This is a genomic window from Xanthomonas sp. NCPPB 2866 (assembly GCF_041475745.2).
GTDB lineage: Bacteria > Pseudomonadota > Gammaproteobacteria > Xanthomonadales > Xanthomonadaceae > Xanthomonas > Xanthomonas arboricola.
This window is the reverse complement of record NZ_CM192975.1, coordinates 3,089,971-3,102,936: the sequence shown is the minus strand read 5'-3', so window position 1 is coordinate 3,102,936 and position 12,966 is coordinate 3,089,971. Positions and strand designations below refer to the sequence as shown.

The 12,966-nt window shown below is 61.9% G+C and carries 9 protein-coding genes and 1 pseudogene; 3 read left to right on the top strand and 7 right to left on the bottom strand.

The window, feature by feature from the left end; all coding sequences use genetic code 11:
• Window positions 1-162: 162 nt before the first annotated feature.
• The gene (locus ACCQ04_RS13250) at window positions 163-1,758 is read left to right on the top strand and encodes a phytoene desaturase family protein (protein WP_226427170.1); all 1,596 of its coding nucleotides are present in this window, start codon (window positions 163-165) and stop codon (window positions 1,756-1,758) included.
• A gap of 178 nt (window positions 1,759-1,936) precedes the next feature.
• Here the strand turns inward: ACCQ04_RS13250 and ACCQ04_RS13245 are convergent, their stop codons facing one another.
• From ACCQ04_RS13245 to ACCQ04_RS13235, 3 genes and pseudogenes are all read right to left on the bottom strand, one after another.
• Window positions 1,937-2,302, bottom strand: coding sequence for a DUF6289 family protein (locus ACCQ04_RS13245; protein WP_146009970.1), 366 nt, complete (start codon window positions 2,300-2,302; stop codon window positions 1,937-1,939).
• Window positions 2,303-2,597: 295 nt separating this feature from the next.
• The gene (locus tag ACCQ04_RS13240; protein ID WP_226427169.1) at window positions 2,598-5,681 is read right to left on the bottom strand and encodes a TonB-dependent receptor; all 3,084 of its coding nucleotides are present in this window, start codon (window positions 5,679-5,681) and stop codon (window positions 2,598-2,600) included.
• A gap of 380 nt (window positions 5,682-6,061) precedes the next feature.
• Window positions 6,062-9,053 (bottom strand): annotated as a pseudogene (locus ACCQ04_RS13235) (TonB-dependent receptor plug domain-containing protein).
• Between the two features lie 340 nt (window positions 9,054-9,393).
• On the opposite strand from ACCQ04_RS13235, the gene apbC reads away from it, so the two are divergent.
• Window positions 9,394-10,245: an iron-sulfur cluster carrier protein ApbC gene (apbC, locus tag ACCQ04_RS13230; protein ID WP_024939536.1), complete on the top strand. Its 852-nt coding sequence runs from the start codon at window positions 9,394-9,396 to the stop codon at window positions 10,243-10,245.
• A gap of 96 nt (window positions 10,246-10,341) precedes the next feature.
• A complete protein-coding gene (dcd, locus tag ACCQ04_RS13225) occupies window positions 10,342-10,911 on the top strand; it encodes a dCTP deaminase (protein WP_010366727.1) in 570 nt (189 codons plus the stop codon).
• Between the two features lie 22 nt (window positions 10,912-10,933).
• Here the strand turns inward: dcd and ACCQ04_RS13220 are convergent, their stop codons facing one another.
• The 4 genes from ACCQ04_RS13220 to ACCQ04_RS13205 all read right to left on the bottom strand — a co-directional run bounded on the left by ACCQ04_RS13220 (window position 10,934) and on the right by ACCQ04_RS13205 (window position 12,897).
• Complete coding sequence (locus tag ACCQ04_RS13220; protein ID WP_024939537.1) at window positions 10,934-11,119, bottom strand: LiaI-LiaF-like domain-containing protein; 186 nt, start codon at window positions 11,117-11,119, stop codon at window positions 10,934-10,936.
• Between the two features lie 486 nt (window positions 11,120-11,605).
• Window positions 11,606-11,773: a LiaI-LiaF-like domain-containing protein gene (locus ACCQ04_RS13215; protein WP_006452352.1), complete on the bottom strand. Its 168-nt coding sequence runs from the start codon at window positions 11,771-11,773 to the stop codon at window positions 11,606-11,608.
• A gap of 27 nt (window positions 11,774-11,800) precedes the next feature.
• The gene (locus tag ACCQ04_RS13210) at window positions 11,801-12,238 is read right to left on the bottom strand and encodes an HIT domain-containing protein (protein ID WP_102596849.1); all 438 of its coding nucleotides are present in this window, start codon (window positions 12,236-12,238) and stop codon (window positions 11,801-11,803) included.
• A complete protein-coding gene (locus ACCQ04_RS13205) occupies window positions 12,235-12,897 on the bottom strand; it encodes a dienelactone hydrolase family protein (RefSeq protein WP_016905084.1) in 663 nt (220 codons plus the stop codon). Before ACCQ04_RS13205 ends, ACCQ04_RS13210 begins: the two co-directional genes overlap by 4 nt.
• Window positions 12,898-12,966: the final 69 nt, after the last annotated feature.

The window sequence follows — 12,966 nt, the reverse complement described above, 5'->3', positions numbered from 1 at the left end:
AGGGCACCAGCGCAGTGGCGGCCCGGTGTTTTCGCGTCCTGTGCGCTGTGGCTTGAGGCTGTGCTTACCTGGTCTGGCAGTCTGTGTCGTTGCGCGGGCGGCGGTCGAGAGGGGCGAGTACCTGAATGCTTCTGCTGTGCAAGCAGTGCTATATACAAGCGCATGCCTACCGCCTCCGAACCGTTGGATGCCCTGATCATCGGCGCTGGCCATAATGGCCTGGTCTGCGCCGCCTACCTGGCCAAAGCCGGCAAGCGGGTAGTGGTGCTGGAAGCGCGCGACGTCGTTGGCGGCGCAGCGGTCACCGAAGAATTCCATCCGGGGTTTCGCAACTCGGTGGCGGCGTACACGGTGTCGTTGCTGCAACCCAAGGTCATCGCCGATCTTGACCTGGAGCGACATGGCCTGCGCGTGGTGGCGCGCCGCATCAACAACTTTCTGCCATTGCCCACTGGCGAGTACCTGCTGGCCGGCGCGGGGCGTACTGCCTTGGAAGTCGGCAAGTTCTCCGCGCGCGATGCCGCTGCATTGCCTGCCTATGAAGCGCGCCTGGAGCAACTGGCCGATGTCTTGCGTGCGCTGGCATTGCAGCCACCGCCGGATGTCAGCGATGGTGGATGGCTGCGCGCGTTGCCGCAGCTATGGCGCGCGGGCAAGCTGGGGCTGCAGCTGCAGGAGCTACCGCTCGCGTTGCGGCAGGAGCTGCTCGACTTGTTCACGATTTCGGCCGCCGAGTATCTGGATCGCTGGTTCGAAAGCGCACCGATCAAGGCGCTATTCGGTTTCGACGGCATCGTCGGCAATTACGCCAGCCCCTACACGCCGGGCACCGCCTACGTGTTGCTGCATCACGTGTTCGGGCAAAGCAATGGTGTCAAAGGCGCCTGGGGGCACGCCATCGGCGGCATGGGCGCGATCACCCAGGCGATGGCCGCCAGTGCGCGCGACTCTGGCGTGACGATTCGCACCGGCTGCGCAGTGGCGCGCGTGCTGGTGGAGCAGGGGCGTGCGGTCGGTGTCATCACCGCTCAAGGAGAGACGCTGCGTGCGCGTGCAGTGGTGGCCAATGTCAATCCGAAGCTGCTGTATCAGCGCTTGATGCAGCCGGACGATGTCCCCGCGGCGACACGCGAACGCATGGCGCATTACCGTTGCGGATCGGGCACCTTCCGCATGAATGTCGCGCTCTCGCGGCTGCCGGATTTCACCGCCTTGCCGGGCACGGGCGATCATCTGACTGCCGGCATCATCCTGGCGCCCAGCCTGGATTACATGGACCGTGCCTGGGAGGATGCGCGCGCTTCGGGATGGTCACGCGAACCGGTGGTCGAGTTGCTGATTCCCAGCACGCTGGACGACACGCTGGCACCGCCCGGTCAACACGTGGCCAGCCTGTTCTGCCAGCACGTGGCACCGCAGCTGCCGGATGGCCGGCATTGGGACGATCATCGCGAGGAGGTTGCCGAGTTGATGATCGCGACGGTCGAGCGCTATGCACCCGGATTCGCGGCCTCGGTACTGGGCCGGCAGATCCTCAGCCCGCTCGATCTGGAACGCATCTTCGGGCTGATCGGCGGCGACATCTTCCACGGCGCCCTCAGCCTCAATCAACTTTTCAGCGCACGCCCGATGCTGGGGCAGGGCGCCTATCGCGGCGCGATTGCCGGGCTGTATCTATGCGGGTCCGGCACGCACCCCGGTGGCGGAGTGACCGGAGCGCCTGGGCATAATGCGGCGCGGGTGATTTTGGGTGATTGACATCTATCTTCAAGGCGCACTCTGCCCCTGCAAACAGATAAGGAGGCCCTGGAGAACCAGGGCCTTGGAGCAATGCACTAACTGATTGGCTGACTTAGGGAAGGCGCGGAATTCCTGCAACTAACCGTCAGGGCTAATCAAATGAAAGCAAGGCCGGCCTCAGCCAGATCTTCGATTATCAGTTGTACAAACCGCGCTGCCACGGGCTGGTCAAGTAGCCGTTAGGCCATGGGCCGTCTTCACACATTCCCTGTCCCCACGTATCGCAAAAGTCAGCGCGTAACTGCTGCGACACCTCGGTGTAGGCGATCGAGTTCACGTTGCGCGTATCGCATGCATAGCTGATGACGACGCGCTTGACGGTCGACGTCGTGCCCTGATGCTCAGTCTGATTACTGCAATACAGGATGCTTTGGCCAACTAGGTTTTCGTTAGCGTCGAACCACATCCAGGTACGGCCGTACTGCGTCGCTGCGTTTGCTTCAGTGGTGACAGCAAGTGCGCTTATTGCCAAAGAGACTGCCGCCAAAAGTACCGTTTTCATTCAACTGGCTCCTTGTTGTGCCTCAAATCCCTTGAGGCGTAGGTCGTACCCTTTTCCTGACTAGTCCTGACGAATAGCTTGTAGTTTTGCAGATGGGGCCATTTCCCCTTGCGTTTCTAGCATGTCCAACCCCGGTGTCGCTCAGTCCACGTTTTTCAGTCGGAAATTTATGGGCAAAGCGAGGTGGGATAGTTTAAAGAGCAAGAGGTACAGAGTCGCTGTGATTAAGAGTCGGGACTAATCAAGATCCATTAATTCACCGGAAGCGTCAAAGCGACGCTTCCGGTGGTTGCGATCAGAAGTCGTAGGATGCAGACAGGCGCACATAGCGCGGAGTGTTGTAGCTATAGTTTTCTAGGCCAATTCCATATGTATTTGAAACCAGGCCGGGATCTGTTTCATAAACTCCGTCGATGCGAGTGACAGCGCGATCATTAAGGACGTTGAATACCTGGAGCCCCAGAGCAAACTTGTGTTCGGCGAACGAAGGACGATATGTCACGCCCAGGTCGACGTTCTTAATCCAGGGGGTCCGGCCAGCATCACCGGGTCGCGAAGGCTGGCCGCCGCAATAGTGATAAGCCGATCCGTAGCTGATCGGATCCGGGTTTTCTGGATCGTTGAAATAGCCCAGGCAGGAAACGGGTGTGCCTGACATGACACGCAGGGTAGCTGATGCCATCCATTCTGGCGTGATCTGATAGGCGCCGAACGCTTTCAGTTGATGGCGACGATCATTTGCCAAGCTGCCGCCTGCATAGTACATCAACGCCGCCGCATCCCAGTCCTGCGTTTTAGAAACGTCAGATTGCCCGATATCGGACTTGACTTGGCCTTCGGTATTACCATAGCTATGTGACCAGGTGTAATCGATGCGGCCGTACCACTTCTCATCGAACGGGTGTTCCAAAAAGAGGTCAACCGCAATGTAACTGCGCTTGGCCTTATCGGTGAAGCCCCAGTCCGATTGGGACATTTGCAGCTGGGTAAAGCCCGATCCATCGCGATTTGCGAGATTATAGGTGTTGGTCTTGCCCGGATTGAAAATAACGCAATACGGAGTGTCGATGGTCCTGGGATCAATTCCTTGCGATGCAAGTTTCAGGTCGCCACGTGCGGTGTAGTCATCGTTATGCATGTCGCAGACGTCGTCGATTGCCGCTTCCAGCTTCCGATACGTTGCCTTGGCGCCGGAGTTCCAACTTTCACCAATCGTCTTTTCAAAGCCAAGAATCAACTCATCCTGGTACTGCGACTTCAAGTCGCTTGGAGCAAATGCTCCTGGGTTGGGTGCTTGGCCAAACTCGCCGTTGGCTGAAACCGGTCCCGGCCCGAACGGCGTCAAGCCAGTTGGTTCGCCGTTGGCGTCGATGCCGGTATAGGTGAAATATTGATCGGTATAGGTCGATGCCGACGCGCCACGGATGGCAACGCTATTAGGAAGCGCCAGGTAGTAACGGCCGAGATTAGCGAATATCTTCAAAGATGAGTCGCCAAAGACATCCCAGCTCGCTCCGAGACGCGGAGCCCACTGGTCACCGCTATCCACGTAGGCGACATGATCACTGTTGAAGTTGGTGAACTGGTCATTGCGGATGCCCAGCGTCAGCAGCCAGTTGTCGTTAACCTGCCAGCGATCTTCCAAGTAATACGCTTTTTGCTCCACTGCCATGCTTGTGGTGGTGGTGAAAATACGTTGTTGGGCGTAGAACCCGTTGGAGCCAGCTCCGGGAGCACCGACGCCCAGTCCTGGACGTACTGGTGTCTGCTCTGTGAGGGCGCGTCCATAGATCCATTGGTAGCCGGGGCCGGTGGTGCGTACGCCCTCGTCATAGGCATTGAAGTACATGTTGTCCACGCCGGCGGTGATGTCATGGTCACCCAATCGATAGTTCAACTCCAGACGCAGGCTGCGAGTCTTGTTGATCGGATCCTCTGCCTTCGCGCGGTTGGTCGTCTGATTGTTGCGGATCGGCGTACCGCCGTTCAGTGCAGGGTTCTGGCTAGTGACGCTCCCAAGGAACGGCAGGTCGGAAACAAATGGGTTGAATTGCTGATTATGCTGGTTGCTGCGTCCCCATGTAGCGTTCAAGGTCAGATCGTCCGTCAAGTAGCTTGTGTACTTGAAGATGTCGTAGCTGTCTTTGATCTTGAATGTATCTGGATAGGTTCCGGTGCGATCGCCACTCACTAGGCCATCGTAATCAAACGAGGTGTAGTAGCCACTACGGCGATCAGTATTTTGAACGCGCGTGTATTCAAGGATGTTGCTGTCGTTGATGTTCCAGTCGACTTTTCCGTAAAACTTTGGAGTGCTGTATTCGTAATTATTACGGGCCTGGATGCTTGCATTGCTGGCGTTCGTGCCTACTCCGTCAACTTTTTCACTTTCACCAGCCACAAAAATGAAAAGTTTATCCTCGATCAGCGGGCCGCCAGCGTAGGCACTGTAGACAGTGCGCGTTTGCTTGTTGTCCTTGCCGGCGCGGTACAAGGTGCCCGGTTGGTCTGGCGTATCGTATTCGTACCCATCTGGGAGCGCTGCATTGGGATACCACACGTCACCACGCGAGCTCGCCAGAGAATCTGGCTCCCAAACGGTCTGCACACCAAAATGCCATTCATTGGTGCCGCGCTTGCCGAGCTGGTTGATCACGCCGCCTGTGGAGCGGCCGTACTTGGCGCTATAGCCGCCGGTATAGGTTTCCTGCTGGTCGATGGCGCCATAGGGCAGGCTGACGCCGCCCAAGTTGCTCAGCGGATTGCTGACGTTGAAGCCGTTGATGTAATACGCGTTTTCGGTAACGCCCGAGCCGCCGAAAGACACGACGGAGCGCGAACCGTTGTTGAATGCGCCGGCACCCGAGACAGCACCGGGAGCAAGCAGCGCAATCGCTTCTGCACTGCGTCCCAGCGGCAGGGTTGCCAGCTGTTCGGACGTGATCACCGATCGCGAGCTGGTGGAGCTGACGTCGATCTTCGGTGCATTGGCGGCAGTGACCGTGATCGCGCCGAGCGTGGTTGCATCGGTGCTGCCGCTGGCAGCTGCGCCAGCAAACGACACCTCGGTGCCGGATCCCACGCGCAGCTGCACGTTCTTGCGGGTGTCGACGACTTGATCGCCACGCTTCAAGGTGACGGTGTAAGCGCCGACCGGCAACGAGCCGAGGTTGTAACGGCCGTTGGCGTCGATGGTGATCGTCCGGCTGAGACCGGTGTCGCTTTGAACGACGATGGTGCTGCCGGCTTCCGAGGGAGCGCTACCGTAGATGCTGCCGGTGGTGCTTTGTGCGTAGACCGCGCCATTGGCGAGACAGGCGCCGAGCACAACAGCCAGAGCGGTGCGCTTGAGGACATGGCGACGAATTTGATTGCTCATTCCTAACCTTTCAGCTGGGTATCGGGAGAAGTGGCGGTCACCGGAGAGTCAGATGGCCTTAACCCGAACGTAATGAATGTGTGGTCTGGGTCGCAAGCGGTTTGAATGATTGGTTAATGAAAAGGGCGAGATCCGCATCAAATATGCGGATCTGCGCACAAATTGCAGGGCATGCGAACAATCGCGGACGTGTGCGGCACGAGTATTCATTTTTGTCAGTGCGTGCGATGCGGCATGACATTGCGCCGATTAACCGAACGCTACATGGCGCCGCGTTCATCTTGAGAGTGTCGCGTCCAGAGTTACTGGTTTCATATGAAACATGAAGTCAAAAAAAGACCCCGTCGAACGGGGTCTTTTCGATGCATCGTCAACAGCGCTCAGAACCTGACAGTCGTACCCAGGTAGAAGAACCGGCCGATGTTGTCGTACAGCGCGGAGGTGAAGTCCGAGCCGAAGTAGTTGCGCGGCGGATCCTTGTCGAAGGCGTTGTCGATGCCGAGGTAGACGTCGATCTTCGAGCCGGGGAACTGATAGCCGAACTGGACGTTGTGGTAGGTGTACGAGCCGTTCTTGATCGGGCTGGCCGAGCCCGGATTGCTGTTGTAGCTTTCCGGCGTCACGCGCAGGTTGCCGTCCACATAGTTCATGTCCCACGAGGCACGCCATTCGTTCCAGTTGTACTTGGTCTGGAACTGCGCGCGCCAGCGCGGGTCGGTCACGTATGTCACGTACTCGTCGTACTCTGCCGGGAAGTCCTGGAACACCCATTCGCGCGACTGGATCAGGCGCGTACCGACAAGGCGCAGCACGGTGTTGCCTTCGCCGAGCTGGAAGCGATAGTCCATTTCCAGATCCACGCCCACACGCCGCGAGCGTGACAGGTTTTCGTTGAGCGCCTGCCAGCCGATGATGCTGTGCTCGGGATAGATGCCGGCCCTGCGGGTCGGTGAATCCACCCAGCGGGGCGCGCTGCACGAAGCCGCAGAAGCTGTTGTTGATGCCGCCTGGGTTGTCCACGCAGCGCGTGGCATTGGTCTCTGCGGTCACGGTGCCGATCGCATCTTGCAGGTCGATGCGCCAGTAGTCGATCGACATGCCGAAGCCGTCGAAGAACTCCGGCTGCCACACCAGGCCATAGGACAGGCTGCGCGCGCGCTCCGGCTTCAGTTCCGGGTTGCCGCCGCTCACGCCGGGGCGGGTGGAGGTGAAGGTATCGATCCAGCCCACCGGCACACCCAGCGCACTGCAGTTGGCCTGGCGCAATGCCACATCGCCTGCGGTGCCGGGGCGGTTGGTGTTGGTCGGCAGGTAGTTGCAGGGGTCGTTGATGGTCGCGAAGTTTTCGCTCTGCGAGTCGTACAGCTCACCGATGCTGGGCGCACGCACTGCCTGTGCCACGGTGCCGCGCAGACGCAGCGACGGGATGATGGTCCAGTCCAGGCCCACGTTCCAGGTCTTGGTCGAGCCGATGCTGTCGTAGTCCGAATAGCGTCCTGCCACATCCAGTGCCAACCGGTCCACGCCCGGCAGGCCGGCAAGCAACGGAATGGTGCTCTCGACGAAGACTTCCTTGACGGTATATTCGCCACCGCTGTTGGGGATGGCGTTGAGGAAGGTCGCGCCCGAGGCCGCCAGCGGATCGGTGATTTCCTCGCTCTGTTCCTTGCGGTATTCCACGCCACCGGCAAACCCGATGTCACCGGCCGGCAGCGACAGCAGGTTGCTGTTGGCCACCGATGCGCTGAACACGGTCTGCTGGATCTTGGCCTGCGAGCGCGCGGTGGTGTTGAACCATGCCGCTGCTTGCGGGGTCACCGCGCCATTGCCGAACACACTGAACGGCACGCAGCCTTCGCGCGCCAGCGCCGAATAGACGCGATTGGTGTGCGGATTGATCGCGTTCGGATCCAGCGCAGTGCGGCAGACGATGTTGCCGCTGGCATCGCGTGCGGCATCGATACCGGCTTGCCAGCGCTCGTTGATGCGGTTGTTGAGGTTCAGGCGGTCGACCGTGGTCTTGCCGTAGTTGGCGGATACGTCATAGCTCCAGTTGTCGGTGAAGTTGCCTTCGGCACCGAGCACTGCGCGATAGGTCTTGCGTTCGATGTTCTCGCCGCGACGGCCGGCATCGACGTTGAAGCGGTTCATCAGGATCTGCGTGGCACCGCGCGAATCCATCAGTGCGCCGAGTTCGGGGCTGACATACGGATTCTGGCGACGCACGCGCAGCGAACTGTCGAAGGCCGGCTGGCCGAAGAATTCCGAATCGGTCTCGCTGTACTTGCCTTCGAAGAACAGGCGATGGTTCTCGCTGAGCTCGAAGTTGATCATGGTATTGACGCTCTTGCGATCGAAGCCGGGCTGCAGGTCGGCGACCGCATTCAGATCGACGAAATCGCAGTCCACGCACGAGGTGTTGCTGACCACCGTGCCGTTGTAGCGGTTGCGGCGGAAGCTGCCGTCCTGATTGAACAGGTAGCGGTTACCATAGCTGGCCGGGTTGCGGAAATCGAAGGTGCCCAGGTTGAAGGTGCCGCCGTAGGACGTGGAATGATTGCCGCCCGGGCCGCTGAGCACGTTCTGCGGATTGCGCTCGCTCGGCGGTTGGCTCGGATCGAACGCGGGGTTCGGAACCGACACCAGGTACTCGCGGCCGATGGCGCGGTTGCCGCGACCGAAGCGGTCCTGTTTGCTGTATTCGCCCGACACCGCGATGTTGCCACGGCCGTCCGCAAAGTCGCTGCCTGCCGAGAAGCTGGCGAAGGAGCGGTTGTAGTTGCCCTCATCGGCCAGACCGGTCTGCGCGCGCGTCTCGAATCCGGTGAAGGTCTTCTTGAGGATGAAGTTGACCACGCCGGCCACTGCGTCGGCGCCGTAGACGGCCGAGGCACCACCGGTGATGACTTCGACGCGTTCCACCCATTCCACCGGAATCGTGTTGACGTCCACCGCAGTCGAGCCCGGGCTGGAACCCACGTGGCGACGGCCGTTGACCAGCACCAGGGTGCGGTCCACGCCCATGCCGCGCAGGTCGAGCAGGCCCAGGCCGGCGGTGCCGATGAAGCGGGTGGAATTGCCCAGCGTGTAGCTCGGTGCCAGCGCCGGCATGCGCGCCATCAGGTCGCTGATGGTGGTCGCGCCGGTGGCGCGGATTTCCTCGGCACTGATCGCGGTGACCGGCGAGGGCGTGACGAAGCCGGTACGCGCAATGCGCGAGCCGGTGACAGTAACCTTGTCCAGATCGGTGGTGCCGGGTGCGACCCCGTTTTCTGACTGCGCGGCAGCGTGGCCGGCAGAAGCGGCCAGCACGGCAAACAGCGCGGTGCTCAGACGATGACGCTGGGTGGGTTGCAGAAGGCGACTCGACATGCGCTTGCAGATTCCTTGCGGGGGATTTTGCGGCACAGCTGTGCTCGCTGAGCGCTGGCTGAACTGAATCCCGAACGTAACAATTCCTTAATCATGTGTCCACATTTGTGAAATTTGTCGCCATTTGACACATAAGTAAGCGAGCAGCGCCGATGTCTGGTGGCAGCTTGAAACGCATCTGCCTGTGGCCGAGCCGGTAAACTGCCGGTCTTCCCATGCGCTGCGGCTGGCGATGCAGCCATCGCTGTGTTGGCAGCGCACGACGAATCAGGCAGGCAATGACGACGATGGTGCAATACGCTTCAAGCAAGGCGATCGACCCCTCCCGGAGCGCACGCGCATGAGCGGCGAGCGCAGAATCCCCGCGCATGCGGTGCAGGGGGCGCTGGCGCCGCATCCACGCATCCGCAATGTGATCGCGGTGGGCTCCGGCAAGGGTGGGGTGGGCAAGTCCACCACCGCGGTGAACCTGGCGCTGGCCTTGCGTCAGCAGGGCGCGCGCGTCGGCGTACTGGACGCGGACATCTACGGGCCGAGCGTGCCGGCGATGCTGGGCCTGAGCGGGCGGCCGGACAGCCCGGACAACAAGTCGATCGAGCCCTTGCGCGCGTTCGGAATCGAAGCGATGTCGATCGGCTTGCTGGTCGATCAGGACACGCCGATGATCTGGCGCGGGCCGATGGCGACCTCGGCATTGACCCAGCTGTTCAACGACACCTTGTGGGACGACCTGGATTACCTGCTGATCGACCTGCCGCCGGGCACCGGCGACATCCAGCTGACCTTGTCCCAGAAGATCCCGGTGGCCGGCGCGGTCATCGTCACCACGCCGCAGGACATCGCCACGCTGGATGCGCGCAAGGCCTTGAAGATGTTCGAAAAGGTCGAGGTGCCGGTGCTCGGGATCGTCGAGAACATGGCGGTGCACACCTGCAGCCAGTGCGGCCACCGCGAGCACCTGTTCGGCGAAGGCGGCGGCGAGCGCATGGCCGCCCAGTACGGCGTGCCCTTGCTGGGGTCGTTGCCGCTGGCGATCGCGATCCGCGAGCAGGGCGATGCAGGCCAGCCGATCGTGGTGGCCGCGCCGGAGTCGGCGGCAGCGCAGGCCTATCTGGCCGCTGCCGCGCGCCTGTCCGAGGAGCTGGGCAAGCGGCCGCGCGCCAGTATCCCGATTTCGGCGTCGCTGCTGTAGCGCGCAGGCCGGCGCTGGTGCCGGCCGCTTGCTAGAATTCGCTGCCTTTCGCGCGGGCCGCTCGGCCTGCCGCCTTCCGTCTTCAAGGAACACCGCATGAGCATCAAGAGCGACCGCTGGATCAAGCGCATGGCCGAACAGCACGCGATGATCGAGCCGTTCGAACCCGGCCAGATCAAGCACGATGCCGCCGGCCAGCGCATCGTCAGCTTCGGCACTTCCAGCTACGGGTACGACGTGCGCTGCTCGCGCGAGTTCAAGATCTTCACCAACATCAACTCGACCATCGTCGACCCGAAGCACTTCGATCCGGGCAGCTTTGTCGATATCGAATCGGATGTGTGCATCATCCCGCCCAACAGCTTCGCGCTGGCACGCACGGTGGAATACTTCCGCATCCCGCGCGACACCCTGGTGGTGTGCCTGGGCAAGAGCACCTATGCGCGCTGCGGCATCATCGTCAACGTGACCCCGCTGGAGCCGGAGTGGGAAGGCCACGTCACGCTGGAATTCAGCAACACCACGCCGCTGCCGGCGCGCATCTACGCCAACGAAGGCGTGGCGCAGATGCTGTTCTTCCAGTCCGACGAAGTCTGCGAGACCTCGTACAAGGACCGCGGCGGCAAGTACCAGGGCCAGACCGGCGTGACCCTGCCGCGCACCTGATGCAGTGGAGCAGCCGCGGCCTTCAGCAGGTTGCGGTGGCCCGTTCGCGGTAGCGCAGCAGTTGGCGCACGCCGGCGGCGATCAGCAACGCCGGCCACCAGGTCGACACCAGGTTGCCCAGGTCGATACGGGCCAGCCCGAGGTTGTCCAGCAGAAACAGCGTGCCCAGCGTGATCAGGAACAGGGCGGGAATCAGGCGATAGTGCATGGCGATGTCCTCGGTAGGTGTGCGCCCATGCTGCGCGCAATACACCCACCGATCAGGTGCCGGAAGTCAACACTTGCAGATGACAAACGTCATGTCGGCCAGGTCATGGCTGCATTGGGGGCCGTGTCGTGTTCGCTGGCAGTCCCGGGGATACAGAAGCCCTGGCTTTCTGCGGGCGGGGGTGCAGTCGGCTAGCGCATTAGGTTTTGTGCGTACCCTCATCCGCCCCTTCGGGGCACCTTCTCCCGATGGGAGAAGGGATGTCGGCGCTCTGACCCGGCGCTGGGGCTGATCGACTGCTGGAATCGCTCCATTCCATATTCATGGGCGCTAGCGCCCATCACGCGCACGGGCGAGAGCCGCGCCTCAAGGCGCATTGCCGCATTCAATCAATGACAGATCAGCAGCTACGGCCGGATAGTTAGGGAACCAACAGCGCCAGAAGCGCGCTCTTACGATTCCCCAATCCCGATTCCCGATTCCCGGCTATTTGCCCCGCCCAAACAACATCCCCACACCGCAGGCGACCAGCGCCGCCGGCCACCACGTGGCGATCAGCCGGCCAAGACTGACATTGGTCCAGCCCAGGTTGTTGGCCAGGAACAGCAGGCCGACGAGGATCAGGATCAGCGCGGCGACGACATTGGATTTCATGCGGACAGGTGGTTGTGAGACGGGCGCCTATCGTAGCCGCTGCGCCCATGCAGCGACATGCTGGTGCAGCGCGTCGGCCTCGAAGCGCTGCGCGCTGCCGCTGCCCCAGACCGGGCCAGGCCAGGCCGCATCGCCCGGATGCCGGCCGACCAGATGCACGTGCAGCTGCCGCACGATGTTGCCCAGCGCGCCGATATTGAGCTTGGCGACCCCGGGCTCGACCCGCAGCAACTGCGAGAGCTGATTGATCTCGGCCAGCAACAGACGCTGCTGGCCGCCATCCAGATCGATCCACTCGCTGACATCGGCCACGCGCGGCACCAGCACCAGCCACGGGAAGCGGCTGTCGTCCATCAGCCGCACCTGTGACAGCGGTCCGTCGGCGACGAACACGCTGTCTGCGGCCAGCCGCGCATCGAGCTGGAAGCCGCTCGCCCCGGACATGCCGGCTGCAGTCCCGCTCATCCCAGATGCGCTTCGAAAAAGCCCAGGGTGCGCTCCAGGGCGCGCTCGGCGCTGTCGGCGTCGTAGTGGGTGGGGTCGATGCTGCGATTGAAGGCGTGGCCGGTCGGATACACGAAAGTTTCCATCTGCGGCAGCTTCTCGCGGTGGGCCTGGATCGCCTCGGGCGGAATGCTGGTGTCCTGCTCGCCGAAGTGGAACATCACCGGCGCCTTCGGGGTTTCGTCCAGCAACTGGGTGTTGCGGCCGCCGTAGTAGCTCACCGAGGGCAGGCCCAGGCGGATCGCCGACAGCAGCGCCACCGAGCCGCCCCAGCAATAGCCCACGGTGCCGACCTTGCCGGCGCGGCCGAGCAGGGTGGCGGCGGATTTGACCACCTCCACCGCGCGCTCCAGGCCGACCGCATTGGCCAGTGCCAGGCCGCGCTGCAGGCTTTCCTGGTCGTAGGGCAGCTGCACGTCCTTCTCTTCCAGGTCGAAGAAGGCCGGCGCCAGCACTTCGTAGCCGCGTGCGGCGTAATCGTCGGCCACCGCGCGGATATGTTCGTTGACGCCGAAGATCTCCTGGATCACCACCAGGCCGCCGCGCGGGCTGGAGGTCGGGGTGGCGTGCCAGGCGGCGACCTGGCCGTCGGGGGTGTCGAGCGTGGTCCAGTGACCCATGGGAACTCCTGCTGCGGTAGGGGGAAGGCGCGCATTATCGACCGGATCGGCGGCGCTGCAGGTGAGGGT

Excerpts from the sequence above, each read along its gene's own strand:
- ACCQ04_RS13250 (WP_226427170.1), top strand. The coding sequence starts at position 163 with ATGCCTACCGCCTCCGAACCGTTGGATGCCCTGATCATCGGCGCTGGC.
- ACCQ04_RS13245 (WP_146009970.1), bottom strand. The coding sequence starts at position 2,302 with ATGAAAACGGTACTTTTGGCGGCAGTCTCTTTGGCAATAAGCGCACTT.
- ACCQ04_RS13240 (WP_226427169.1), bottom strand. The coding sequence starts at position 5,681 with ATGAGCAATCAAATTCGTCGCCATGTCCTCAAGCGCACCGCTCTGGCT.
- apbC (WP_024939536.1), top strand. The coding sequence starts at position 9,394 with ATGAGCGGCGAGCGCAGAATCCCCGCGCATGCGGTGCAGGGGGCGCTG.
- dcd (WP_010366727.1), top strand. The coding sequence starts at position 10,342 with ATGAGCATCAAGAGCGACCGCTGGATCAAGCGCATGGCCGAACAGCAC.
- ACCQ04_RS13220 (WP_024939537.1), bottom strand. The coding sequence starts at position 11,119 with ATGCACTATCGCCTGATTCCCGCCCTGTTCCTGATCACGCTGGGCACG.
- ACCQ04_RS13215 (WP_006452352.1), bottom strand. The coding sequence starts at position 11,773 with ATGAAATCCAATGTCGTCGCCGCGCTGATCCTGATCCTCGTCGGCCTG.
- ACCQ04_RS13210 (WP_102596849.1), bottom strand. The coding sequence starts at position 12,238 with ATGAGCGGGACTGCAGCCGGCATGTCCGGGGCGAGCGGCTTCCAGCTC.
- ACCQ04_RS13205 (WP_016905084.1), bottom strand. The coding sequence starts at position 12,897 with ATGGGTCACTGGACCACGCTCGACACCCCCGACGGCCAGGTCGCCGCC.